At 38.1% G+C, this 25,202-nt stretch carries 24 protein-coding genes, 2 tRNA genes and 1 other annotated feature (1 of these 27 cut by a window edge); of the genes, 4 read left to right on the top strand and 22 right to left on the bottom strand.

The genetic code is table 11. From position 1 onward, the window contains the following. Positions 1–178 (bottom strand) — a binding site (T-box leader) (it extends 61 nt beyond the left edge of the window). A 136-nt stretch (positions 179–314) separates the two neighbouring features. Further along, positions 315–503, top strand: coding sequence for a hypothetical protein (locus ACTWPF_RS08370; RefSeq protein WP_058949379.1), 189 nt, complete (start codon positions 315–317; stop codon positions 501–503). Here the strand turns inward: ACTWPF_RS08370 and ACTWPF_RS08365 are convergent. The 8 genes from ACTWPF_RS08365 to hemA form a co-directional block, all read right to left on the bottom strand. Next, positions 500–1,513: a phosphotransferase gene (locus ACTWPF_RS08365; protein WP_443148944.1), complete on the bottom strand. Its 1,014-nt coding sequence runs from the start codon at positions 1,511–1,513 to the stop codon at positions 500–502. The two genes, ACTWPF_RS08370 and ACTWPF_RS08365, sit on opposite strands and share 4 nt — an antisense overlap. 131 nt (positions 1,514–1,644) lie before the next feature. After that, on the bottom strand, positions 1,645–2,805 hold the full coding sequence (gene spoVID / locus ACTWPF_RS08360) for a stage VI sporulation protein D (RefSeq protein WP_106897063.1): 1,161 nt from the start codon (positions 2,803–2,805) through the stop codon (positions 1,645–1,647). A 422-nt stretch (positions 2,806–3,227) separates the two neighbouring features. Next, complete coding sequence (gene hemL, locus ACTWPF_RS08355) at positions 3,228–4,517, bottom strand: glutamate-1-semialdehyde 2,1-aminomutase (RefSeq protein ID WP_106897064.1); 1,290 nt, start codon at positions 4,515–4,517, stop codon at positions 3,228–3,230. 50 nt (positions 4,518–4,567) lie between these two features. Further along, a complete protein-coding gene (gene hemB, locus ACTWPF_RS08350; RefSeq protein ID WP_443148943.1) occupies positions 4,568–5,551 on the bottom strand; it encodes a porphobilinogen synthase in 984 nt (327 codons plus the stop codon). 5 nt (positions 5,552–5,556) lie between these two features. After that, the gene (locus ACTWPF_RS08345) at positions 5,557–6,318 is read right to left on the bottom strand and encodes a uroporphyrinogen-III synthase (RefSeq protein ID WP_443148942.1); all 762 of its coding nucleotides are present in this window, start codon (positions 6,316–6,318) and stop codon (positions 5,557–5,559) included. Next, complete coding sequence (gene hemC, locus ACTWPF_RS08340) at positions 6,318–7,247, bottom strand: hydroxymethylbilane synthase (protein WP_106897067.1); 930 nt, start codon at positions 7,245–7,247, stop codon at positions 6,318–6,320. The genes ACTWPF_RS08345 and hemC overlap by 1 nt, the downstream gene beginning before the upstream one ends. A 21-nt stretch (positions 7,248–7,268) precedes the next feature. After that, positions 7,269–8,087 carry a cytochrome C assembly family protein gene (locus tag ACTWPF_RS08335; RefSeq protein ID WP_106897068.1) on the bottom strand — a complete coding sequence of 273 codons (819 nt, stop codon included), beginning with the start codon at positions 8,085–8,087 and terminating at the stop codon, positions 7,269–7,271. Positions 8,088–8,105: 18 nt separating this feature from the next. Further along, the gene (hemA, locus tag ACTWPF_RS08330) at positions 8,106–9,476 is read right to left on the bottom strand and encodes a glutamyl-tRNA reductase (protein ID WP_106897069.1); all 1,371 of its coding nucleotides are present in this window, start codon (positions 9,474–9,476) and stop codon (positions 8,106–8,108) included. A 228-nt stretch (positions 9,477–9,704) separates the two neighbouring features. Between hemA and ACTWPF_RS08325 the strand changes: the two genes are divergently transcribed. Further along, positions 9,705–10,187 (top strand): LiaI-LiaF-like domain-containing protein, encoded by a 483-nt coding sequence (locus ACTWPF_RS08325; RefSeq protein ID WP_443148941.1) that lies wholly within the window; start codon positions 9,705–9,707, stop codon positions 10,185–10,187. Positions 10,188–10,231: 44 nt separating this feature from the next. Here the strand turns inward: ACTWPF_RS08325 and ACTWPF_RS08320 are convergent, their stop codons facing one another. The 8 genes from ACTWPF_RS08320 to ACTWPF_RS08285 all read right to left on the bottom strand — a co-directional run bounded on the left by ACTWPF_RS08320 (position 10,232) and on the right by ACTWPF_RS08285 (position 20,271). Next, positions 10,232–10,972 carry an amino acid ABC transporter ATP-binding protein gene (locus ACTWPF_RS08320; protein ID WP_106897071.1) on the bottom strand — a complete coding sequence of 247 codons (741 nt, stop codon included), beginning with the start codon at positions 10,970–10,972 and terminating at the stop codon, positions 10,232–10,234. Between the two features lie 15 nt (positions 10,973–10,987). Then, a complete protein-coding gene (locus ACTWPF_RS08315; protein ID WP_106897072.1) occupies positions 10,988–11,656 on the bottom strand; it encodes an amino acid ABC transporter permease in 669 nt (222 codons plus the stop codon). 50 nt (positions 11,657–11,706) lie between these two features. Then, positions 11,707–12,519, bottom strand: coding sequence for a transporter substrate-binding domain-containing protein (locus tag ACTWPF_RS08310; RefSeq protein WP_443148940.1), 813 nt, complete (start codon positions 12,517–12,519; stop codon positions 11,707–11,709). A gap of 469 nt (positions 12,520–12,988) precedes the next feature. Further along, the gene (yihA, locus tag ACTWPF_RS08305; protein ID WP_106897074.1) at positions 12,989–13,570 is read right to left on the bottom strand and encodes a ribosome biogenesis GTP-binding protein YihA/YsxC; all 582 of its coding nucleotides are present in this window, start codon (positions 13,568–13,570) and stop codon (positions 12,989–12,991) included. Then, positions 13,557–15,890, bottom strand: a complete 2,334-nt coding sequence (gene lon / locus ACTWPF_RS08300) for an endopeptidase La (protein WP_443148939.1) — start codon at positions 15,888–15,890, stop codon at positions 13,557–13,559. Before lon ends, yihA begins: the two co-directional genes overlap by 14 nt. Before the next feature lie 338 nt (positions 15,891–16,228). Beyond that, positions 16,229–17,506: an ATP-dependent protease ATP-binding subunit ClpX gene (gene clpX, locus ACTWPF_RS08295; protein ID WP_036572235.1), complete on the bottom strand. Its 1,278-nt coding sequence runs from the start codon at positions 17,504–17,506 to the stop codon at positions 16,229–16,231. Between the two features lie 346 nt (positions 17,507–17,852). After that, positions 17,853–19,139, bottom strand: a complete 1,287-nt coding sequence (gene tig / locus ACTWPF_RS08290; protein WP_106897076.1) for a trigger factor — start codon at positions 19,137–19,139, stop codon at positions 17,853–17,855. Positions 19,140–19,284: 145 nt separating this feature from the next. Continuing rightward, entirely contained in the window at positions 19,285–20,271 is a 987-nt protein-coding gene (locus ACTWPF_RS08285) for a DUF3196 family protein (RefSeq protein WP_106897077.1), read from the bottom strand. A 486-nt stretch (positions 20,272–20,757) separates the two neighbouring features. Here ACTWPF_RS08285 and ACTWPF_RS08280 point away from each other — a divergent pair, with 486 nt between their 5' ends. Continuing rightward, a complete protein-coding gene (locus tag ACTWPF_RS08280) occupies positions 20,758–21,096 on the top strand; it encodes a hypothetical protein (protein WP_443148938.1) in 339 nt (112 codons plus the stop codon). Positions 21,097–21,218: 122 nt separating this feature from the next. Here the strand turns inward: ACTWPF_RS08280 and ACTWPF_RS08275 are convergent, their stop codons facing one another. Continuing rightward, on the bottom strand, positions 21,219–21,908 hold the full coding sequence (locus ACTWPF_RS08275) for a lysostaphin resistance A-like protein (protein WP_443148937.1): 690 nt from the start codon (positions 21,906–21,908) through the stop codon (positions 21,219–21,221). 84 nt (positions 21,909–21,992) lie between these two features. Here ACTWPF_RS08275 and ACTWPF_RS08270 point away from each other — a divergent pair, with 84 nt between their 5' ends. Beyond that, positions 21,993–22,748, top strand: a complete 756-nt coding sequence (locus ACTWPF_RS08270; protein WP_443148936.1) for a MerR family transcriptional regulator — start codon at positions 21,993–21,995, stop codon at positions 22,746–22,748. A gap of 98 nt (positions 22,749–22,846) precedes the next feature. Here ACTWPF_RS08270 and ACTWPF_RS08265 read toward each other — a convergent pair. The 5 genes from ACTWPF_RS08265 to rph all read right to left on the bottom strand — a co-directional run bounded on the left by ACTWPF_RS08265 (position 22,847) and on the right by rph (position 25,175). Continuing rightward, positions 22,847–22,920 (bottom strand) — tRNA-Arg (locus tag ACTWPF_RS08265). A gap of 9 nt (positions 22,921–22,929) precedes the next feature. Continuing rightward, positions 22,930–23,003, bottom strand: a tRNA-Gly gene (locus ACTWPF_RS08260). 228 nt (positions 23,004–23,231) lie between these two features. Further along, positions 23,232–23,741: a metallophosphoesterase gene (locus tag ACTWPF_RS08255; protein WP_106897082.1), complete on the bottom strand. Its 510-nt coding sequence runs from the start codon at positions 23,739–23,741 to the stop codon at positions 23,232–23,234. 62 nt (positions 23,742–23,803) lie between these two features. Beyond that, positions 23,804–24,412 carry an XTP/dITP diphosphatase gene (locus ACTWPF_RS08250; protein WP_106897083.1) on the bottom strand — a complete coding sequence of 203 codons (609 nt, stop codon included), beginning with the start codon at positions 24,410–24,412 and terminating at the stop codon, positions 23,804–23,806. A 13-nt stretch (positions 24,413–24,425) separates the two neighbouring features. Beyond that, a complete protein-coding gene (gene rph / locus ACTWPF_RS08245; RefSeq protein WP_106897084.1) occupies positions 24,426–25,175 on the bottom strand; it encodes a ribonuclease PH in 750 nt (249 codons plus the stop codon). Positions 25,176–25,202: the final 27 nt, after the last annotated feature.

Raw genomic sequence — 25,202 nt, 5'->3', positions numbered from 1 at the left:
CCTGTACACTTCATTAATTGATAACGGTTCGTAACCGGCATTCTCCTACTAACGTAAGCGTTCAAAGATGCAGCATCAGGAGCGACCTTCCAGAATACGCTCAGCCGGGAAACTTTCACCATCTGTTTCCCTCTCTTTAGACAGCTCATTCTGTACTCTTCTCCATCATCACTATTATAATATCTAGATACATTTTATAGTTAAGCTGTATTTACGTCAACTATTATTTAGCAGGGTTGCACAATCACCCTATGTTTATACATAGTATATTAAAACACACACCAAAAGTGAAGGGGTAGAAAGGAGAGATTATAATGGCCCGTTATTACCGGTATAAACTCCCACCATGGGCAAGAAACTGCTTATTTGTAGCCGAAAAGGTCACATTACCTATCCTGATATTTCAGTTAGTCCGCACATTATTTTTTCCGACTACATTTGATGTTTTTTTACTTGGTTTAATCGTTGGGGTCTTTATAGCTTTTTATTTGGAGTGGATTTAGCTATCTAGATCATCAAAATTAATTGTTTCGTGCTCCTTTTCCACATAATCAGACCATTGCAGGCCAAAAGTCAGCTGTCTGTATGCACGTTGTAATTGTCTCGTTCTTGCTAACATTGTTTGGTTTGAAGGGTCTTCAAGATATTCTTGAACTAACCGAAAATAGGAAGATGGGTGCAGTAAATGGATTGTTAAAAGCTGTAACTCTTTTTCAGTTAGTTCATTTTCCTTTATGTAAGAATGAAATTCCTCAGTATATGCAGATATTGGAGCATCATAATCAAGCGTTTCGGAACGATAAAATCGCACTAAATCCATTGTAGCATTCTCATATCGTGCTTGTTCCCAATTAATAAGCTGGGCATTGTTATGATGCACTATGTGATCTCTGCTTAACTGCCCATGACAAAAACTACTATTCCAGGTTACTTGCTCATCGTTGGACACATAAACAAGTTGATCCAGGCGATTATTCAAAACTTGAAGAACCATTTCAATATCGCGAAACTGTGAGCATACCAATAATTCAAATGGAGACATATAGTGGTTTCGCTCAAAACGATCAACCGTTCTGTTTAATTCATTAAAAAGTGTTTCACAAGCCTGCTTGTATGTACCAAACTCACGAACGAAAGTGTCTTTTTCAATTTGTTTAGTCTGTTTCGTTTTTGCATGCACAGCACCAAGGTTGCTATAAAAATCGGCAATGTTTCGTTCCGTGCCCCTACCGTTATCATGGTCGACCCATGGGGTAAGATAATAAAAGCTACCGAGATGTTCCTGATATAGTTGACCATTTCTTGTCATATATACTGGCAAAATAGCATGTAGCTGATGATACTCAGCCAATTTAAACGACTTTTCCCAATTTGCGATCGTACTGGAAGACAGCTTGCTTTCTTTTAGTGCATAGTTGCGATTTCCATCGCTTATTTTCCATAAACGTTTCGTAATCTTTTCTATAGTCAATGGGTATACAGAATACGACTGCAATATATATTCGGCTTCCATTCTAGCTCACCACCTTAGAGGAATTGTTATTCCCGTCTTTGCTCATCATTCTATCTAGTAGAGATTTATTTTTTCCTAACATGTAAATAAGTACTACCCCTTGTTTTTAACCAAGGGGCAGTGAATTAAATTTATCTCTTCTTTGGAATGTATAACAGCTGTCCCTCCGACACTTCAAACGCATCATCGAGCTGGTTTTGCTTGATAAGTTGTAGTGTTGTAACCTGATAGCGCTCTGCAATAGATTCGATTGTATCCCTTTCTTGCACGATACAAAGACGCATCTTTGTATATTTTTCCTCCTCACTATCACGGAACATGTCTGATAGGTAGCTAACATCCTGAACAGGGTCTTCACGGTTTTCTGAACTATCCTGTACGTCATACTCTACCGTGGATTCTTCCCAATCTTCTTCGTTTTCTTCTACATCTAATATCTCAGATTCACTTTCACTGCTACTTTCTTCTGGTGCAGATTTGTTAAAAAACTCACTAAAGGACTTCGTTTCTTTATATTTCCATCTGCCTTCTTCTGTTTCTTCTTTACTACCATCATCCAACTCTTTTTTAAGTTCTGGAATTTCAGGAGGAGAAAACGGAAAGGCTTTAACCTCTTCTAATGGCTCTTCCTTTTCTTTTAACTCAAACTGAAAATCCAATTTTTCTCTATCTAATAGAGACTCGTCATCTTGTATTTCCTCTTCTTCCCTTTCTTCATTGCCTGTTTCATCTGGCTGCTCATCCTCTTCTTGCGTCTCAAATGAATGAGCTGGTTGTTCCGTGTCATCTCTTAATTGTTGCTCTGCGTTCGCTACCTCTTCCACGTCTGTTTGGTCTATTTCACTTCTCGGTGTTTCCTTTATTTCACTTATCCCATATATCTCAATGGTAGAATACAGCTTAAGACTACTTTCATCTGGAATCTCGTAATCAAAGGAATCGATATAGACCGACACATCATTAAGATTGTGTACGCGATAGGTAGGTACAGAAATTTCCACTGGGAAACGGTGGGTAAATTCCACTCTACCATCTGGGTATTCTTCGACTTTTTCAACAAAACGCTTTGCTTGATAGTCTTCTAGTTCAATCGTATCTTCTTTCTGAGAAGCAACCTTTTGATATTCCCCTTTTAACTCAATTACTCCACGTATGGAAATGTATTCATTAAAAGGTTGTATCGAAATATCAGGTTCTAACGAAATGCCTTTCATCTCCGCGACTTCCTGACCTCTTTCAAAAGAAAGAACTTCATTCAATTCAAAACTAAAAACTGAGCGATCATTTGACACCTAGCTTCCTCCCTTCAACATATTCCATATGTTTATATGTCTTATTCATCTATATGAACGACAAATTAGGGATATGCTTGATTTAGCCGATTCGATCTATACCCTCCAAAAAAGAATGGACATACCAGGTAAAAAAAGTGTAGAAAAATTTACTTTCAAACGCTTATAAAGTGAAACTACAATTAGTGGGAGTTTTCACTATCCCCCACTGATTGTTAGCTGAACGAATCGGGGCGTTAGCGTCCGTATACTCCCACTAAAAACTAACGGTTTTACTTTATGTTTTGAAGTGGAAGTCTTACGGACGGGTGCACCGCGATAAATGAATAAGCATTCATTTCAATTAAAATGAAAAGCCGTGCGGACTCGACTTCTCAAGGAATTCGAATCACACACGGCTTTTCTATAGCAAAGTTTTAAAATTATTTATTTATTGACGCAAAGGCATGGTTAACAGCACTAATTGTCTTTTCAATATCTTCATCAGTGTGTGAGGTAGAAAGGAATAATCCTTCAAATTGCGAAGGTGGAAGGAATACTCCCTGCTCCATCATCGCTCTATAATATTGAGCAAAATAATCTAAGTTGGCTGATTGTGCAGTCTCATAATTAATTACCTCTTGATCAGTAAAGAAGACACCTACCATGGAACCCGCCCGATTAATCTGCAGTGGAATGTCATGGGCATGAGCAGCTTCTTTAAATCCTTCCATCAAGCGATCAACTTTTTTATTTATTTGCTCATAGGAGGATTTGTCTAAAGCACTAAGTGTCTCCAGTCCTGCCGTCATTGCAAGTGGGTTACCTGATAAGGTACCTGCTTGATAAATTGTCCCCGTTGGAGCTACCTTTTCCATAATTTCACGCTTACCACCGTAAGCACCTACTGGCAAACCGCCACCAATTACTTTCCCAAGGCATGTTAGATCTGGTGTCACTCCAAAGTGGCCTTGAGCACAATGGAAGCCCACACGGAACCCTGTCATTACCTCATCAAAGATAAGAAGTGTGCCATTTTCTTCCGTGATATTACGCAAATCCTGTAGGAAGGAATCCTTAGGAGGAACAACACCCATATTTCCGGAAACCGGTTCAACAATTACTGCAGCAATATCATCGCCAAATTGTTCAAATGCATAGCGAACACTTTTCATGTCATTATAAGGCACAGTAATGGTGTTCTCTGCGATTCCTTTCGGTACACCAGGACTATCCGGTAGACCTAATGTTGCTACACCCGATCCTGCTTTTATTAATAAGGAGTCACCGTGGCCGTGATAATTCCCTTCAAACTTAAGAATCTTGTCCCTTCCGGTAAACCCTCTTGCAAGCCTTAAAGCGCTCATGGTAGCCTCTGTACCAGAATTAACCATTCTCACCATTTCTATGGATGGCACACGATCAATAACCAATTGTGCCAACTCATTTTCCAGTAAAGTTGGAGCACCGAAGCTTGTCCCTTTTTCAACAACTTCTTTTAATTTACTAACTACTCGGTCATCTGCATGTCCTAATATAAGGGGTCCCCAGCTTAGTACATAATCGATATATTCATTACCATCAATATCGTAAATTCTGGAACCTTTGCCTGATTGCATGAATACAGGTGACATGCCAACAGATTTAAATGCACGTACAGGAGAATTTACTCCGCCTGGCATTAAATCAACCGCTTCTTTGTATGCATCTTCTGAATTTGTTAAATTAATCATATCGAATCAATCACCTCTATTGAATTTTATCCTGTCCCGCAGGTAGGCTCTTACTTTTCATTCAACCATTTCGCTACATCTTTTGCAAAGTATGTGATAATTAAGTCTGCGCCTGCACGTTTCATAGAAGTTAATTTTTCCATCACAAGCTCTTTTTCATTAATCCAGCCATTTAAAGCAGCTGCTTTTACCATGGAATACTCCCCACTCACATTATAAGCCACTACAGGAACATTCGTATTGTTTTTAACGTCACGCACAATATCTAAATAAGAAAGGGCAGGTTTCACGATTAAAAAGTCTGCACCCTCTGCAACGTCTGATTCAGCTTCTCTCAATGCTTCCTGGCGGTTTGCAGGATCCATTTGGTACGTTTTACGGTCCCCAAATTGTGGCGTACTGTCTGCGGCATCACGGAAAGGACCATAAAATGCCGAAGCATACTTTACAGCATATGACATGATGGGAATATTTGTATAGCCCGCTTCGTCCAACGCATGACGAATTACAGTTACAAAACCATCCATCATGTTAGATGGTGCAATGATATCTGCACCTGCTTCAGCTTGTGATACAGCTGTTTTCGCTAACAGTGGAAGAGATGCATCATTGTCAACATCATGATTATGGATTAGACCGCAATGGCCATGTGACGTGTATTCACAAAGACATGTATCTGCTACAACAAGGATACCAGGATAGACTGCTTTTACCTTTCTCGTAGCTTGTTGTACAATTCCTTCCGCAATAAATGCCCCTGTTCCTTCTTCATCCTTTTCGTTCGGTACACCAAACAACATAATTGCTTTAATTCCTAACTCATGGATCTCCTTAAGTTCTTCTTCTAAACGATCGAGTGTTACCTGAAAAACTCCAGGCATGGAAGGAACCTCGTTTTTAATATTTTTTCCTTCTAATATAAATAAAGGGTATATAAAATCATCGGTGCTTAATGTTGTCTCCCTTACTATTGAACGCATGGAAGCAGAACTACGTAGCCTGCGATGGCGTTTAAACTCAGATGTATTTGACATATTATCTATCCCTTCCTTGAAATGTGATCACTTATGCTTTGTATCATTCCATCAATGGTGAATTTAGTTGGTGTTAAAATATATTGAAACCCAAGCTCTCTTGCCCTTTGACTCGTTGTGCTCCCTATACAAACACAGGGGATGATATCTGGTATATTCTCCACCATTTCACAAAAAGCTTCAACGGTTGAAGGGCTAGTAAAGCTAACATAGTCTAGATTATTCTTGCTAACGGCATCAATAAGCTGAGGTTTTCTTGCATAACTGAAATGTGTATCATATACTTCCAGCATATCAAAATCCAACCCAGCTTGACGAAATTTCTCGGGTAACACCTTCCTGGAACGATTGCCCCGGATGAGTAACAATTTACCAGGGGCAGGAAATCTCTTTAAAAAATCGCTTGCCATTGTGTTCGCATTATATGTTTCTGGTGTAAAGGTTTCCTCATACCCATATTGCTTCAAAGCACTACTCGTTTTTTCCCCTACTGTGGCAATTTTGGCGGAAATAGAAGAAGAGCTCTCTAGCTTTTTCCTTAACTCAAAAAAACAATCGACTCCATTAGCGCTTGTAAACAAAATCCAGTCATATTGAGATAGGTTTCTCAATACTTCCCAAGTAACCTCTGTTTCCTTACACACGATTTCTAACAGAGGAACAACCACTGGATTACCTCCGTGTTGGGTAATTTTATCGGCAAAGAGATTCGCCTGTTCAGCTCCCCTTGTAACCAAAATGTTTTTTTGCATAAGGGAAAAAGACATTAGCTGTCCAGCTCCTCTTTTACCCTCTCCACTATTTCTTTAGCTCCTTGGTCGGCAAGTAGACGTGCAGCTTCTTCCCCAACTTTATAAGGATCTGTCCCTCGTACAACCTCTTTCAAGATAGTTTTACCGTCTGGTGTTCCTACTAGTGCTGTCAGTACTATCTCTTCCTTATCCAAGTATGCATACCCGCCAATCGGAACTTGGCAACCACCTTCTAATAAATGAAGGAAGGTTCTTTCTGCTGTTACCGTTATTGTTGTATATTGATCATTAATTAGATCTAGAAGTGTATGCAGCTCTTGATCATCTTCTCGGCATTCAATAGCGAGTGCCCCTTGTCCAACTGCTGGTACACAAACCTCCGGCTCAAGGTATTCTGTAATAAGTTCTTCACTCAAACCAACCCGTTTCAAACCAGAAACAGCCAGAATAATGGCGTCATAGTCTTCTTCCTGCAATTTACGAATCCGCGTTTCAATATTTCCACGAATCCACTTGATTGATACATCTGGTCGTTCAGCAAGCATTTGCGCAGCACGTCGTAAACTACTTGTTCCGATGATGGCACCCTCTGGAAGATCCTCCAGGGCCACATTTCCTTTTGAAATAAAGGCATCACGGTGATCTTCACGAGTCGGTATAGAAGAGATTGTCAGTCCCTCTGGCATGCTTGATGGCATGTCTTTCATACTATGTACAGCAAAGTCGATTTCTTTGTCATACATTGCCTGCTCGATTTCTTTTACAAAAAGCCCTTTTCCTCCAACCTTAGAAAGCGTAACATCGAGAATCCGATCGCCCTTCGTTACAATTTTCTTTACTTCAAACTCATTCCGAACGCCCGCTTTCTTTAATTGTTCAATTACCCAGTTTGTTTGCGTAAGGGCAAGATTACTTTTCCTTGAACCAACTACGATTTTCCGCATAAATATCCTCCTATATGATCGTTAAAAGTGAAAATTTGAAAGTACACTAAATAAAAAGAAGTTTACCAATAATATCAGAAATGCTGCAGAATTATATATTGCAATGCGCTTCCCATTATACCCACGACCTACCCGTAATAAAAGATATACAATATAGACGAGCAATACGAGAATGGATCCCGCTGTTTTTAGATCAAACCAATAAAACTCTGAGCTGGATACGTAAGCCCACACAACGCCTAGCGTGATGGCAATTAATAACAAAGGCACACCGATTGTGATCGCTAGTAGCGCATACCGATCTAACATTTTTAAATCTCCTAAACGCCATATCCATTTTAAACCTTTCTTCTCCTTCAGTATTCGATATTGCGCAATATACATTAGTGAGCAGAAAAAGGAAAGCGTGAAGAAACCGTAAGATAAAATAGCCAAGGAAATATGGGCCACCAGCATTTCATCTACTATTCGCACTCCACCTGTTGCGAAAGTTTCCTGAGCTTTTGTGGAAATATAGAGTAATAGAATAAAGAAACTAAATAAATTAATGAAAAACAAAATAAAGTGAATCGTAAATAATGCATTTACGATAAGCGATAATGTAAGAAGCACCCAGGAATAAAAGAAAAGGCTGTCTGTAAACGTGAAAATTGGTAAATTATGTTCTAAAATGACTTCAAACAGCAAGAATAACGTTTGAATAACCCATACCATACAAAGCAACCAGAAAGCTGTTTTATTTGCCTTCCGGTTGTTCTGGATGAAATCAATAAAGTACCCAATCAAACTTAGTCCATAAATAATTAAAATGAATTCATAAACCCATTTCAGTTCAAACATCATCTGAAAATCCTTTCATCAAATGGTTGTCATACTGTCCAGCATTGGAAAGGATACTTCGTTCTTATTTATTTTTTTGGAAGTACTATTTTTTTTTACCTGTTTCGCAAGTTCTTCCTGTAATTCATCCTCTATTCCAAATATCTCAACAAACAGATCCAATGATTCTTTTGCTTTGTCATTGCCAGCCATTTCTTTTGCTTGTGTAACAGGCTGCTTTAAAAGCTGATTAATAATGCTTTTGGTATGTTTGTTAATTACTTTTTTCTCCCTATCTGTTAGGTCAGGGATCTTACGCTCAATGCTTTGTACCGTTTCAGCTTGAATAGAAAGAGCTTTTTGGCGCAGTGCGGAAATAATAGGAACAACACCAAGCGTTTTTAACCATTCCTTAAAAGTAACAATTTCCCCTTCAATCATTATCTCAATCTGTTCCGCTGCTGCTTTTCTTGAAGCAAGGTTTTCATCCACAATATGCTGTAAATCATCAATATCATACAGGAATACATTGTCCAATTCACTTATCGCAGGATCCAAATCCCTTGGGACCGCAATGTCCACTAAAAACAATGGACTGCCTTTGCGTTTTTTCTGAATTGGAGCAAGCATACTCTTAGTCAATACAACATCATCAGAACCTGTTGACGTAATTAGTATATCAGCATCAAGTAGGACATCTGATAACCCATTTAACGGAACCGCTTTTGCTGCGAATTTTTCTGCTAGCAATTCTGCTTTTTCCAATGTTCTATTTAATACCGTAATTTCCGTTGCTCCTGAACCTTGCAGGTTTTTGGCAGCAAGTTCACCCATTTTTCCAGCACCAAGAATTGCTACATGCTTGTTCTGCAAATCACCAAAAATTTTCTTTGCTAGCTCGACTGCAGCATAGCTAACTGATACAGCGTTTTGTCCTATAGCTGTATCTTTCTGCGCGCGTTTACCAAATGTGATCGCTTGCTTGAACAGCTCATTTAACACAGTTCCCGTTGTATCGCCCTCTTGGGAAGTTAAAAAGGCATGCTTTACTTGCCCAAGGATTTGCGTCTCTCCAACGACCATGGAATCGAGGCCTGTTGTGACACGGAATAACTGTTCAATAGCAGCATCATCCTCAGCAATTCGCAAATAGGTGGAAAGTTCTGCTTTATCAATATCAAACCAATCAGTCATGAATTTTTTAATATAATAACGTCCTGTATGGACTTGATCCACTACAGCGTAAATTTCCGTACGATTACAGGTGGAAACAATAACATTTTCCAACACACTCTTTTGCTCATTTAACTTTACCATTGCATCAGAGAGTGCATCCTCGGAAAAAGTAAGGTTTTCCCTAATTTCGACTGGGGCTGTTTTGTAGTTAAACCCAACCTTCAGTATATGCATCACATCTACCCCCAAAAAACTTTCAAGCCAGTCCATCTTCGTGCCATGGCTTTCGACATATTAACTATATTATAACATGTGTATCCAGTCACATTGTAGAGAAATGTGAACAGATTCTGAAACAATGTGTTAGGATATAACGTATATGAATTAGTACGAATGTACTGTATCATAAATAAGATTGAATAGGCAAGAAATCAACCTATATGAGGAAAGGTTTGTGAAATAGTGAAAAAACAAAACGCACTTCCAGCATATATACTAATAGGAATCGGTATCTTTTTCTTATTGCGGCAATTAAAACTTCCGATTATAACCGATTTTTATTCATGGCAGACTATTATCATTATTATCGGTTTAGCTCTTCTTATACATAGTTATACTTCCAAAAGCTATCATAATCTATTCAGCGGCTCGGTTTTACTTGGTATCGGCATTCATTTGCACGGCATACAGCATTATGATTTTTGGATAGATCATTGGGCTGTATATCCTCTAATTATTGGGATTGCCTTCCTTGTTAGACGGACAAAGGTCAAACAAGGGCTTTTCCCTGGAGTCATCCTTACTGCCGTTTCTATCCTGCTTATATTCTCGGTATCACTCCCCCCTTGGCTCGATTGGGTCTATCAGGTGATTGATACACTTGAACAATTTTGGCCGGTTGTATTAATTATAATTGGATTGTATTTACTTATGAAAAGGAAATAGGGGAAATCAGCCTTGTTAGCTGATTTCCCCTTGTTTTAACCCCTTTATAAGATGGAGCTTAAAAATGCTTTTGTCCGCTCCTCCTGTGGATGATCAAATAAATCAGATGGTATGCCAGTCTCCACAATTTTTCCATCGTGCATGTAGACCACCCAATCCCCAACTTCTCGAGCAAAGCCCATTTCATGTGTTACGACTACCATTGTCATTCCTTCCAACGCAAGCTCTTTCATGGTAGCTAGCACTTCTCCTACTAACTCTGGATCTAGTGCAGAAGTTGGCTCATCAAACAACATCACATCAGGCTTCATGGCAAGCGCTCGTGCAATCGCAACACGTTGCTTTTGTCCACCAGACAATGTTGACGGGTAAACATTATATTTGTCTCCAAGGCCAACTTTATCGAGCAGTTCTTTCCCTTCCTTCTCTGCCTGCTGTCGACTAATTCCTTTCACCTGTATAGGTGCTTCTGTAACATTACCAAGAACCGTCTTATGTGGAAATAAGTTAAAATGCTGAAATACCATTCCAACCTTTTCTCTAATTTTATTTAAATTGTGGGTTTCTTTCTCCACATTTTCTGATTCAATCGTTATAGTCCCACTGTTTTTAATTTCGAGGAAATTTAAACAGCGCAATAATGTACTCTTTCCCGAACCACTAGCCCCAACTAATACGACAACATCACTTTCATTAACTGTCATATCTATGTCCTTCAGCACGTGTAAATCGCCAAAGGATTTATTAAGCTTATCCACTCGAATCATTTCTCTTACTTCACTCATCGTTTACCTCCCGAATCAATCGCTCCGTGCTAATTTCTTCTCAATTTTATTTACTATTAATGTAAGAATTAAAACAATGAACAGGTAGTAGATGGCAACCGTAATGAAATACGGTAAATAGTTAAACGTATTTGAACCCATTGAACTTGCCACACCAAATAAATCCTGCATTCCGATAAAGGAAACAAGGGAAGAATCCTTTATGCCAATAATGAATTGATTCCCCAAGGAGGGGACTGCCCTACGAAACGCTTGCGGTAAAATAATTCTCCGCATTGTCATACCACTTGTCATACCTAGAGAGCGACCTGCTTCTCTTTGTCCCTTATCGATTGACTGGATTGTCCCTCGAATGATTTCGGCAATATATGCACCACTATGAAATGCCAGACCTGCGACGCCTGCCCAGAACATTGGTATTAGAAATATATCTGTTAGTCCGTAAAACAAAATGAAGATTTGGACAACTAATGGCGTGCCGCGTACAATCCAGATATACAGATCAGCAATCCATTGTAAGATTTTAATGTTGGATATTTTTAAAATAGCAATAAATAAACCAATTACAAATGCGATTAACAGTGAAGCGATTGATAATTTGAAGGTAATCCATAATCCCTCTAAAAATAAATCAAAACTACCAACGAATATATCGTAAAATTCTAAAAGTGACGACAACAACATTCATCTCCTTATTCGTACAAATGTGCGCAAGGTATGCGCACATTTTCTCTTTATTCCGTTGTTTCTGGTTCTTCTGTAATATCTTCACCGATCCACTTTTCAGCTAGCTCTGCAAGTTCACCGCTGTCTTTCATCTCTTGAAGTGCTTCATCAATTGCATTAAGCAGTTCTTCATTTTCTTTGTTAACGGCAATTGCTTGATTACTCACTCCGAGTTGGCCACGATTTTCAATCTCCAGCCCATTTTCAATCGCCGTGATGCCTGTTATATCATCGGTGATTACAGCGTCATGGTGACCACTTGCTAATGATTGTAGCGCCACTACATCACTGTCAACTTGGGGAATATTATCCGTGTATTCTTCCGCCATGGATACATAAGAAGAACCTCGTGATACGGATATTTCCTTGCCATTAAGGTCATCCGCCGAAGTTATATCACTATCAGGACGTGTATAAATAACCGGTCCTGAATAATAATATGGTTCTGTGAAATTAACCTGCTCTTTCCGCTCGTCCGTAATGGTATGACTAGCTACCGCGATATCATAACGGCCCTCATTTACACCTGTAACAATGCCCGAGAACTTAGCCTTTTGCTGAACAGGTTCTAACCCTAGTTTTTCAGCAATGGCCTCCCCGACTGCGATATCATAACCAACCATCTCACTGCCTTCCATGTAACTAAATGGCTTAAACTCTCCTGAAGCAGCAAATGTAAGCTTGCCATCTTTTATCAGATTATAGTCCCCACCTGCTTCTGCTTCACCTGAATCAGCGTTTGTACTACCCTCTTCTGATCCGCACGCTGCCAATAATAAAATAATTAAAGCAGAAAAAATCGCAATATTCAGTCTTTTCATCCGTTAATCTCCCTCTCTTTAATATGCTACGTTGTTTTCATTCCGGATACACGCTTGTACTCGCTCTATTGTCGCGCACCGATAACTAAAATTATAGCAATCTACGCTGCTTACTACCAACCTCCTATCCTCCCATTTCACCACATGTATGTATAAATAATTTAAATATGGTGTAATTACCTCTCTCCTTCTTATATATACCCGTATTACCTCGTCAATACTCCTAAATTCTTAAAATTTTTAAAAAGTCTATTATTTCAAGGGAAGGCATATTCTTTGCCTCTTAACTTCGCTTTATAGTAATTCCCATACCAAGAGCAAGACTTTTTACCCTAATAAAAAAGCCAAACACCATTCAAATAATTTTGACTGGTGTTTGACTGTATCAGTTAATTTAGCAAATTGCCCATCTAGAAGGAAACTTAAGTACAACAGAAGAGCGGAGATTAAGACATTCCCTAGAACAAGGTTAAATATATTGGCTTAGCAATCTCCACGCTTCTTCTTTGCCTTCCCCTGTTTCTGAGGAAAAAGGCAGGAGATGATCCTCTTCGTCCATTTCTAATGCCTTTTTTGTCCTTTTCACATGGCTAGCACGTTTGTTTTTAGGTACTTTATCAAGCTTTGTAGCAACAATGATAACACGCAGGTCATAATGTTTAAGAAAATGGTACATTTGAATATCATCGTTCGTTGGCTCATGGCGGATATCCGTTATTAACAATACGGCCTTAAGTGTTTCACGTGTTTCGAAATACTCCTCCATCATGACGCCCCACTTTTCTCTCTCCTTTTTAGAGACTTTGGCATAACCATACCCAGGGACATCTACAAAATAAAAAACATCATTTATTTTATAGAAATTGAGGGTTTGGGTCTTCCCAGGTTTGGATGAGGTTCTGGCAAGGTTTTTCCTATTAATAAGCTTATTTATAAAGGAAGATTTCCCAACGTTTGATCTTCCAGCCAATGCGATTTCTGGCAGGCGATCACCTGGATATTGCTTTTGACTTACTGCACTAATTACGATTTCTGCATTATTTACTTTCATTTTTCTCCTCCACCAGTGCATACTTTAGTACTTCATCTAAGTGTGAAACTTTGATAAAGGTTAATTCATTTCGCACGCTCTCCGGAATATCCTCTATATCTTTTTCATTGTCAGCCGGAATAATAATTGTCGTTATCCCTGCGCGGTGTGCACTTAAAGACTTTTCTTTAAGTCCCCCAATTGGAAGAACTCTTCCACGTAGCGTAATTTCCCCGGTCATCCCAACTTCTTTCTTCACTGCACGTCCTGTTAGTGCCGAAACAAGGGCGGTTGCCATCGTAATCCCTGCTGATGGTCCGTCCTTTGGCGTAGCCCCCTCTGGAACGTGAATATGAATGTCGTATTTTTCATAAAAGTCAGGCGCTATTTTAAGTTCTGTAGCTCTTGAACGTATATAACTAAATGCAGCTTGTGCAGACTCCTGCATGACATCACCAAGCTTCCCAGTAAGTGTTAGTTTTCCTTTACCAGGATAGTGGGATACTTCAATAGAAAGTATGTCTCCGCCAGCTGCTGTATATGCCAGACCTGTCGCTGTACCTACTTGATCTTCTTGTTCCCTTAGGCCATAACGATAAATAGGTTTGCCCAACAGCTCCTCAAGGCTTTTTTCGGTAATAATGACGCGCTTTTTCTCTTCAGATATTATGATCCTTGCAGCTTTTCTGCAAATTGTAGCAAGCTGTCTTTCTAAATTTCTAACTCCTGCTTCACGTGTGTATCTACGTATTAATTTTAATAATGCTTCATCTCTCATTTGTAGGGTGCTTTTCTTAAGCCCATTTTCTCTTAGTTGCTTTGGTAATAAATGTTCTTTCGCAATATGCAGCTTTTCCACTTCTGTATAACCGGCAATAGAGATAAGCTCCATCCGATCCAGCAAAGGCCCTGGAATATTGTTTACATAATTTGCGGTCGCAACAAATAATACGTTCGACAAATCATATGTTTCTTCAATAAAATGATCACTGAAGTTACTATTTTGTTCAGGGTCTAGTACTTCAAGCATTGCAGATGAGGGATCTCCACGGAAATCATTAGACATCTTATCAATTTCGTCTAAAAGAAAGACAGGGTTTATTGTCTTTGCCTTCTTCATCCCTTGGATAATCCTTCCTGGCATTGCACCAATATAGGTTCGACGGTGGCCTCGAATTTCAGCCTCGTCCCTAACACCACCTAGAGATATACGTACAAAGTTTCGATTAATGGATCGCGCAATCGATTTTGCCAGTGAAGTTTTCCCCACACCAGGAGGTCCTACAAGACAAAGGATTGGCCCCTTAATAGAATTGGTTAATTTTTGAACAGCAAGATACTCCAATATTCGTTCCTTCACTTTATCTAGCCCATAATGATCAGTGTTTAGGATATCCTCTGCCTTATTTATCTCAATGGTATCTTCAGATTGTTGCGTCCAAGGTAATGCAATTAGCCATTCTAAATAATTTCTAATGACAGAACTTTCCGCTGAGCTTTGTGGCACTTTCTCATAACGGTCTAATTCTTTTAGTGCAACCTCCATAATATTTTCGGGCATATCGGAATTCGTTATTTTATCTTTTAACTGTCCAACTTCCCCTGTTTTGCCGTCTTTCTCTCCAAGTTCTTTCTGGATCGCCTTCATTTGTTCGCGTAAGTAATATTCTTTTTGCGTTTTTTCCATTGAGGTCTTTACTCGTTGCCCAATTTTTTTCTCAAGGTCAAGCACCTTTTTTTCGTTTGTGATAAGTTTAATAAGATATTTGAGTCTTGCTACGACATTCTGCGTTTCCAGCAATTCCTGTTTTTCTTTTATTTTTAGAGATAAATGCGAGGTAATGAGATCAGCTAGCCTTGAAGGCTCATCTATATCTGCAACCGTTGCATAGGTTTCTTTATTAACTTTTCGAGAAACGGATACATATTGTTCAAAAAGCCCTAATAAAGAGCGCATAAGTGCTTCCTCTTCGTTCGAGTCCCCGTGTATATCTTCTCTTTTTTCGATTTCTACCTGAAATGCATCACTACTATCTTCTGTGTAACGAATGATCTCACCGCGGTGTAAACCTTCAACCAATACACGCATTGTTCCATTAGGCAATTTTAACATTTGCTTCACTACTGCCATAGTCCCGATAGAATAGATATCTTGAGGCTCTGGTTCATCCATACTTACCTTCCTCTGTGCTACAAGAAAAATGGTTTGGTCTCCCATCATTGCTTGCTCAAGTGCAGCAATGGATTTATCTCTTCCTACATCCAAATGTATCACCATTGATGGAAAAACCAGTAATCCACGCAAAGGAAGGAGAGGGAGTTGTATTGTCTCTTTAGTCATGAAACGACCTCCGTATTTCGTTAATATGTATAATATAAGTTAAAATTCTTCTATGTGTTCTTAAAGTTTATATAAAGCTGTACCATTTGTAAACGCGAAATACTATACATCTTGTTTATATTGTAGCATTCCCTTCATCAACTCAACCTAATCAGAAAAATACTTCCCAATGGATTGGGGAATATTTTTGGATTAGCATGGGTGGAATTGAATTAGAATAGTACTTACAACTCTAGTCAAAGATGCAAAAAAAGACTGTCTTGGCAACTAAATCACTCAAGACAGTCTTGTGCTACCCGTTCCGTATCTTTGTAAAACAGCGATAAGCTTAGAAAGGCTTAGGCACTTTCTTTAGGCTCTTTATTTCCTTCTTTGACGGTTCCATCGCGGAAGATAAGTTTAGGACTGCCATTCTCTTCCAGTACGGTATCTTTCGTAATAACACATTTTTCAATATCATCTCTTGAAGGAAGTTCAAACATTACATCAAGCATAATCCCTTCAATAATGGACCTTAGACCACGGGCCCCTGTTTTTCGTTCAATTGCTTTCTTGGCAATTTCTTTTAATGCTTCTTCCTCAATTTCCAACTCTACATTATCAATTGAGAATAGTTTTTCGTATTGTTTTACGAGTGCATTTTTGGGTTTGGTCAGAATTTCTACAAGTGCTTCTTCATCTAATGGTGTCAAGCTACCAATTACAGGAATACGACCGATAAATTCAGGAATTAAACCGTAACGAAGTAGATCTTCTGGCAACACTTTAGAAAGTAGTTCACCCATTTCGAAATCCTGTTGCTTCTCATTTGAGCCAAACCCAATAACTTTTTTACCAAGACGACGTTTAATTACCTGGTCGATACCATCAAATGCTCCGCCAACGATAAACAAGATATTTGTTGTATCGATTTGAATGAATTCTTGATGAGGATGCTTACGTCCTCCTTGTGGTGGTACACTCGCTACAGTTCCTTCTAGAATTTTCAATAGCGCTTGCTGTACCCCTTCACCAGAAACGTCTCTTGTGATAGAAGGATTTTCAGACTTACGTGCAACCTTATCAATTTCATCAATATAAATGATGCCTTTTTCTGCTTTTTCTACATCGTAATCCGCTGCCTGGATCAGTTTAAGAAGGATATTTTCTACATCTTCTCCTACATAACCTGCTTCAGTTAAGGAAGTAGCGTCCGCCATTGCAAACGGCACATTAATGATTCTTGCCAACGTTTGAGCAAGAAGTGTTTTTCCGCTACCAGTTGGGCCAATCATTGAAATATTACTTTTAGACAATTCCACATCATCCCCAGTGGCTTTCGGGGAATTGATCCGTTTGTAGTGGTTGTATACAGCAACTGAAAGATTTTTCTTTGCTTTGTCCTGTCCAATTACGTAGTCATCTAGTATTTCACAGATCTCTTTTGGTTTTGGGATTTCTTTCAGTTCAGTATCTTCCTCTGTACCTAATTCCTCTTCCACAATTTCCGTGCAAAGCTCAATACATTCATCACATATATAAACGCCTGGTCCGGCAACTAGCTTACGTACTTGTTCTTGACTCTTTCCACAAAACGAACATTTCAGTTGTCCTTTTTCTTCATTAAACTTAAACATTAATTTCACCCCTAAAAGTTTAAATCTCCACCTGAATGGAATTTTCAGGATTCAACTTTCATAGTCATCATATCAGATCAAATTTAAAATACAAAGCGATACACTTTCATAACAATAGCATAATCTAATTATGGATAATAATCCGTAAAAGTCAAATCATACTACTTATACTATATGTAACTTTCTAAAATTAAGTATTTTTATTAAAACAGATAATCCATCATATTTTTTAGCCTAGGGGCTAAGATAATAAATGGAAAGTAATATGAGAAAACAAGGTGCGACTTCTCTGCACCTTGTTTTAGTATTTACCTTATCTAACTGAGTCTAAACAAAATTGTTTGAATTAGACAGTTTTACTGTTCTCAACAAGAAATTCAATTGCTTTGCGCATTTTAAGGTCGCCTTTTACAGCGTCAGTATTTCCGCCAAGCATTTGTTTCAACTGATCCAATTCAGTTCCGTACATAGACGCCATTTTTTCAAGCTCTGCTTCTACGTCTTCTTCGGTAACCTCAAGGTTCTCCTCGTTGACAATAGCTTCCAGTGTAAGGTTTGTTTTGACGCGTTTTTCAGCATCTTCTTTCATTTGTTCTTTCAACGCACTCTCATCTTGACCGGAAAATTGAGAATACATTTCCAATGTCATCCCTTGCGCTTGTAGACGCTGTTCAAATTCTTTAACCATTTGATCAAGCTCTGTATTAACCATTGCTTCAGGTATCTCAACCTGTGCATTTTCAGAAGCTTTTTCAATTAAGGTTTCTCTGGTTTGATTTTCAGCATCTTGTTTTCTTTGAGCTTCAAGTTCTTCTTTTTTCTTGCTCTTCAATTCTTCTAGAGTTTCTACTTCTTCGTCTACATCTTTAGCGAATTCATCATCAAGCTCAGGAAGTTCTTTTGCTTTTACTTCATTTAATTTCACTTTAAATATAGCTTTTTTACCTGCAAGTTCTTCAGCATGGTAATCTTCAGGGAATGTAACTTCAATTTCTGTTTCTTCACCAGGAGTTTTTCCAACTAATTGCTCTTCAAATCCTGGAATGAATTGCCCGGAGCCAATTTCCAGTGAATGGTTTTCACCTTTTCCACCTTCAAAAGCTTCTCCATCTAGGAAACCTTCAAAGTCCATAACAACAGTATCGCCTTCTTCAACGCTGCCTTCTTCTTTTACAATTAGTTCTGCGTGATGCTGACGTTGATGCTCCAATTCGTGGTTAACATCTTCATCTGTTACTTCAACAGACTGTTCTTCTACCTCAAGACCTTTGTATTCACCTAGTGTCACTTCTGGTTTAACTGTCACTTTAGCAGTGAAAACAAGTGGCTGACCTTGTTCAATTGTTTCAATATCAATTTCCGGCTGTGCTACTGGATCGATTCCTGCTTCTTCTACTGCACTGATATAAGCCTCTGGTAGAACAATGTCAACAGCATCTTGATACAATGCTTCTACACCGAAGCGGTTTTCAAAGATTTTACGCGGAATTTTCCCTTTACGGAATCCAGGAATTTGAACATCCTTGGAAACCTTTTTAAAAGCTTGATCTAATCCTTTATCAAACGTTTCTGCGGAGACTTCAAAAGTAAGTACTCCTTCATTTCCTTCTTGTTTTTCCCATTTTACTGACATAAAATTTCCCTCCAAAATCAAATCTATTGTTTCCAATCATTTTACACGTTCATTATGATAACTACTTATATAATGATCTAAATTTACAACCATCTTATTATAACATAATTACTATGCCTTTCAAGCATTTCAAGCCCAGCTTCTACTACTCTTCAATAATGCTTAAGTAGAGGGAGTCACATAGCATAACCTCTTCACTAAACTGTTGCATTTTGTCAGATTGTGACGACCCCTCTTCCATATGTATACCAAGGTATTCCTGGCCAACATGCTTTATTGCCTCAGCCAGCTGGAATACTTCCTCTGAAGGGGGAAGTATTGGATAATGCACATACAAGAAACGAAACAACAATTTTTCTAGCATTTCAAATAGCGTAGGGTTTTTCTGCTCCGTTTCTTCCAATAAACTTCTGGTTTGGTGTAATATCGCAATATCATCAAGCTTCTCTAACTCGGAAGGTGTTACGGTGTGTTCCCTTCCGAACTTATGTATGCCTACTTCTTGGTTATAGTCTGATTCCGTTAACCATTGCATAATTACCGTTTTGACAACAGGGTGTACTTTCTCATTAGTGAGCATTGGTGGAATCGTTTTAGTTGGCAATGCGGACATCTGCCTTAAACTTTCTATGATTCTCCACTGTTCTCGATGATCCTCTTCTTCAATAGCTTCAATGAGACCATTTAGTTGAGAGCTTGACTTCTCCACCGTTAAATCTGCTTTCATCTTACTGCTCATCGTGTATAACTGTCGAAATTGTTCTTCCAGTGGCGGTGGAACGTCACCCATTTCAAATTCATAATCCACTTGTTCCATTAACAATTCATACTGATTCGTCTGAAATAAAATCGTCAAATAAATATGTACGTAATGATAATAATGTTCATCTTTCTCTGTAAGTAATTCCTCACATATCTCTTGTGCTTCAGTATGTCGGTCCAATTCCATTAGACAAATTAGCTTCCCAATTATTATTTCATGGGATCTTATGTGGTAGCTTAACAATTTATCCAACTTAGAAAGGGCCTCTTCATACCTTTTATCTTTAAGGGCCTGCACACTCTCTTCTTCCAAAACATCTTTCCACTTTGGGAAGAGAATAACATTCTCTTTTTCTGTATGCTGCTGCATCAATTTCCTCCTTTCCAACGTATTTATTCTATTATTAATCAGTCAATAGAGATACATACCCTGATTTTGTATAAATAAACCTCTTTATAAAGAATTTTAAATCCAATAAAAGAGATTTTAGCCTGTTTCTTCATTTCGTTAACAAACTATAAGTAAGAAGAAGGTTTCCTCTGTATAAGTGCAAATCACCTACAGAATCGCCGTACACTATGTAGAACTAAGCTATGTAATTATAACATGAATCTAAGCCAACATACCGAAATAGTACGTGGTTATATACTTTAATCATTTTTCTAGAAAGTTTAACACATATACCTAATGTTTGCTATAACACATCCTGAACAAAAAACCTACCGTGCCTTCAAGGTCACTAAACTTTAAACTATCTTTTCTACTAAAAACAGACGATTGACTTGAGCAAACTGCCATTCCAAACTATCACTTTTAGAATAAGATACATTATCAAGATAAAAGGAGGGAAAAACAATGGGAAAAAGAAGAAGTCAAAATAGAAGCTTTGATCAGCATGGAAACCAAGAATATTACTTTGCAAAAGCGCATGCAGATGTAGACTTTGACAGCGATATCGACGTGGACAACGACAACGACAATGACAATGAGAATGAGAATGATCTAAAAAACAAGAACAATAACTATAATATCGTAAAAGTTTATGTCAACGGTTGTGATGTTAGAGCTAATAGTGAGAATGAAGAAGTTGATGCAGAAGCCGAAGAAGCTGAACAACAACCAAGGAAAAGGTGCAGAAATAAGAGAAACAACGTGTTTGGCGCAAATCAACGTAACCAAAAGCACAGAAGTTAATTTGTAGTGTTATGTGAAATGTAGAGAGTCTGCTTTCTTTATTTGTAAAGAAAGCAGACTCTCTTTTAATTCTATTTAATAGACACAGGGTTTTTTATAGTATTTGTCGAACGAAATAGTTATTAGTCTATAGTAGTTAGAATAATCGCTATCCCGTTAAAAGTTCCATGAATGATCATCCCAGGTATAATAGAATTTGTTTTTTCGTAAGTCCATGCGAAAATCAGACCGGAAATAAAATTGACAGGCAATGTATTATACGTAGGAATGTGAACGAGCGTAAATATTGTGGAGCTAAAGAATAGGCCAGGTACTAAACCCCATTTAACTCTAAACCACTTATAAAGAAAGCCTCTGTAAAAGATCTCTTCATATACGGGAGAAATTATTGCGGCTGAGACAAAGCCAATCGTTATAGTTATCCAGTTCATATTTTGTTTCAAGGATTGTGTTTTATTATTATCAGTACCTATACCAAATAAGTCCATTATGCTTACAAGCGCGATACTCGTTGCAATTAAGATTAGTAGCCAAACAAATATCCGTTTCCAATAATCCTTCTTAAAGGAATGAATCCCTATTTTTCTCCAACTATAATTAAATGGTCTTAAAGCCACCACATACACAGCAGTAGTAAAAACAATCGCCATAATCAATCCTGTTAACGTACCTGCATATAGATTACTGTGGAAAATGTTGCTTAATAGGTCTTGTAATAGTCCTTCTAACGCGAAAGGTACAATTACAAAAGTAAGTATCAGTAAAATGATAAGTTCCTTAGCTGTCCATTTTGCTTCAAAAAAATGTTTCAATTCTGATTCCTCCAAATATAATATGGTATATTTAGAATAAAAGATTACGCTACGTAACCTGCAAGCATAAAAGGGGAATTTTTTATGAAATATTTTTCTACCGGTGAAGTTGCAAAAAAACTAAACATAACAAAACGTACAATTCGTTATTACGATAGCATTGGCTTAGTAGTGCCAGATGTGAAAGATCAGAATGGTAAGCGATGCTACACAGAAGAGGATGTTCTACTTCTGCAAAAAGTCCTACTACTAAAATCTACTTCTATGTCTTTGGTTAATATTAAAAAAATGATTACCCAAATTTCAATAGAACAAATTGTGGATATCCATAAGGAACAACTTTATACAAATATAGAAGATTTAAAGAAGGCCTTAGCCTACACTCATTCGCTTATTAATACAATTAAGCTGGAAGGCTCCTTACCATGGGAGCGACTTTTACCACTTGTTTCCGAAGATCTTGATACTAGCAATGAAAATAAAAATAAGGTAATGGATAAATTATTTGTTGAGGAAGAAAAAGAAGTTTTGGAGAATAATCTCCCCAAAATGGGGTCAGATTCATCCAGTATTAAAAAATGGATTAATTTAATAAGAAGAATTGAATTAAGTATGAATGCAGGGAACTCCCCTAGTACCGTTGAAGCTCAAATTATAGCGGAAGATACGTTACTATTATCGAAAGACATGTTTAATGGAAATACTGATTTGGAAAGAAAATTTTGGGAGGCTAGAAAATCAAAAGAAGACTCACAGGCAATGAAATTATATCCAATCGATGAAAGCATTCTAGAATATTTGGATGAAGCGATAGAACAATATAATAAGGTGAGAACTTAGTGTAAAAGAAGCCCAGATTGCCAGAGGGCTTTTTTAATACATTAAAATAGAATATAAAAAAACCTTACAAACGAAGTGTTTGCAAGGTTTTTTTGAGACGTCCCAGGCAGGATTCGAACCTGCGACCCACAGCTTAGAAGGCTGTTGCTCTATCCTGCTGAGCTACTGGGACAAGTATGTATGGAGCGGGTGAAGGGAATCGAACCCTCATCATCAGCTTGGAAGGCTGAGGTTTTACCACTAAACTACACCCGCATAGAATATGCTATTATTTTGTCAATATAACACGTTTTATAAATGGATCTTTATTGCCTCTATAAAACAAAGTATGTATTAATTTCTTACTCATTTCGTTCGTTACTTTTTTAACGGACAAGAAATATTATATTAATAAATCGAGAAAATGTCAACACTTTATTAAAAAAAGATTAAAACCTGCCTGGCTTGGTGAAAAAATAGCCTCGCAGGTCTCTCTTTCCTCGTTTATATGGAAGCACGAGTAGCTAAATCTTTTACTTCTTTTCCATCCAATGTGTAAAATGTGACGTATATTTCACCTGGCGTTTCCCACTCCATGATAGCATAAGTCTTTTCCATTCTTCCTCTTGGCTGGCGAATACTTCCTGGATTTATAAATAACTGGTCATTCACCTGTTGCGCACCTGCTACATGCGTATGACCAAAACAAATGACCTGTGCACCTAATTCCTCAGCACGATACCCAGCTGTTAACAAATTTTGTTTTACATTATGCAAATGTCCATGCACAGCAAGGATTTTAACTTTATCAATTTCCATTGTCTGTTCTTCTGGATATCTTGTGTCCATGTCACAATTTCCTGCTACTTTAAAGAAACCTTCCATCTCTTCAGAATCAAGATCCAGTTCAGAATCTCCACAATGGATCATGTATTCTAAATTATGCTCTTTTTTAATTTGCAGTAATTCATCTGTTAATCCATGACTATCACTTATTATAAGAACCTTTGTCATTTAACATCACCCCAACTATGTATAATCTCACAGCGGCAATATGATCAGAGAAAACCAATTCTTTATGCTTTTCCTTTTTTATACCCTTTTATCCATTCATCAAACTGCTGAATAGCTTTCGTTCTATGACTAATACGGTTCTTTTCTTCGGCAGTTAATTCAGCCATCGTCTTCTCTTGATCGTTTGGTATAAAAATAGGGTCATAGCCAAAACCGTTTGTTCCGCTTTTTGTTTCCGCAATGTGTCCCTCACAGAAGCCAGTTCGAAAGATTGTTTTCTCTCCAGGAATGGATAACGCAATAACACAAACAAATCGGGCGGTGCGCTCCAACCTGGATACTCCTTGCAGCTTCTTTAATACTTTGTCCATGTTGGCATCATCGTTTTTATCGAGGCCAGCATATCTGGCCGAATATACACCTGGTTCACCATTCAGAGCGTTAATTACTAATCCTGAATCATCCGCAAGTACAGGTATCCCCAATTTTGTAGAAATTTCTTCGGCTTTTAGTGCTGCATTTTCCTCAAAGGTAACACCAGTTTCTTCAACATCTGGTATGTCTTCCGTAAGATCAAGCATAGACAATGCCTCGATATGATAACGGGAAAAGAATTGCTTAAATTCAGCAGCTTTTCCTGCATTTCTAGTCGCTATGAGAACTTGTTCCATTACAATCACTCCGTTATTCTTTTGTTTCACCAATTCGTTCAGCTAAGTCACCAATTGTTTCATGTTGAATTTCAAAGATCTGTTCTATTCCCTCTCCAGCTAACTTAAGCATTGTCTGTAATTGATTAGCTGTAAAGGTAGCTTCCTCACCTGTACCCTGTATTTCTACAAATTCTTGCTGACCAGTCATGACGATGTTCATGTCAACATTCGCTTGGGAATCTTCTTCATAATTTAAATCTAATATTTCCGTGCCATCTGGTAAAACACCCACTGATACGGCACCAAGAAATTGTGTAACAGGCATCTTTTTGATTTTCTTTGCTTCTAGTAGTTTGCCGAATGCCAGGACCACTGCAACAAATGCACCTGTAATAGAAGCTGTACGCGTACCACCATCCGCTTGAATAACATCACAATCTACCCAGATGGTGCGCTCGCCTATACTGTCCAAGTCCACAACCGAACGCAAAGCTCTGCCAATTAAACGTTGAATCTCCATTGTTCTTCCACTAACTTTCCCTTTAGAAGATTCACGAATATTTCGCTGTTCTGTAGCCCTCGGTAGCATAGCATACTCAGCAGTAATCCAGCCCTTTCCCTGACCACGAAGAAATGGTGGAACTCTGTCTTCAATACTTGCATTGCAAATTACTTTTGTATTTCCTACCTCAATTAACACAGAGCCTTCTGGATGTGTAATATAGTTCGCTGTAATATTTACAGACCGTAAACTATTTATTTTTCTTTCATCGTTTCTCATGAATGTCTCCTCCTTGTTTCAACCAAT

Source organism: Oceanobacillus sp. M65 (assembly GCF_052246275.1).
GTDB lineage: Bacteria > Bacillota > Bacilli > Bacillales > Amphibacillaceae > Oceanobacillus_B > Oceanobacillus_B jordanicus.
This window is presented reverse-complemented; position numbering and strand designations above follow the sequence as displayed.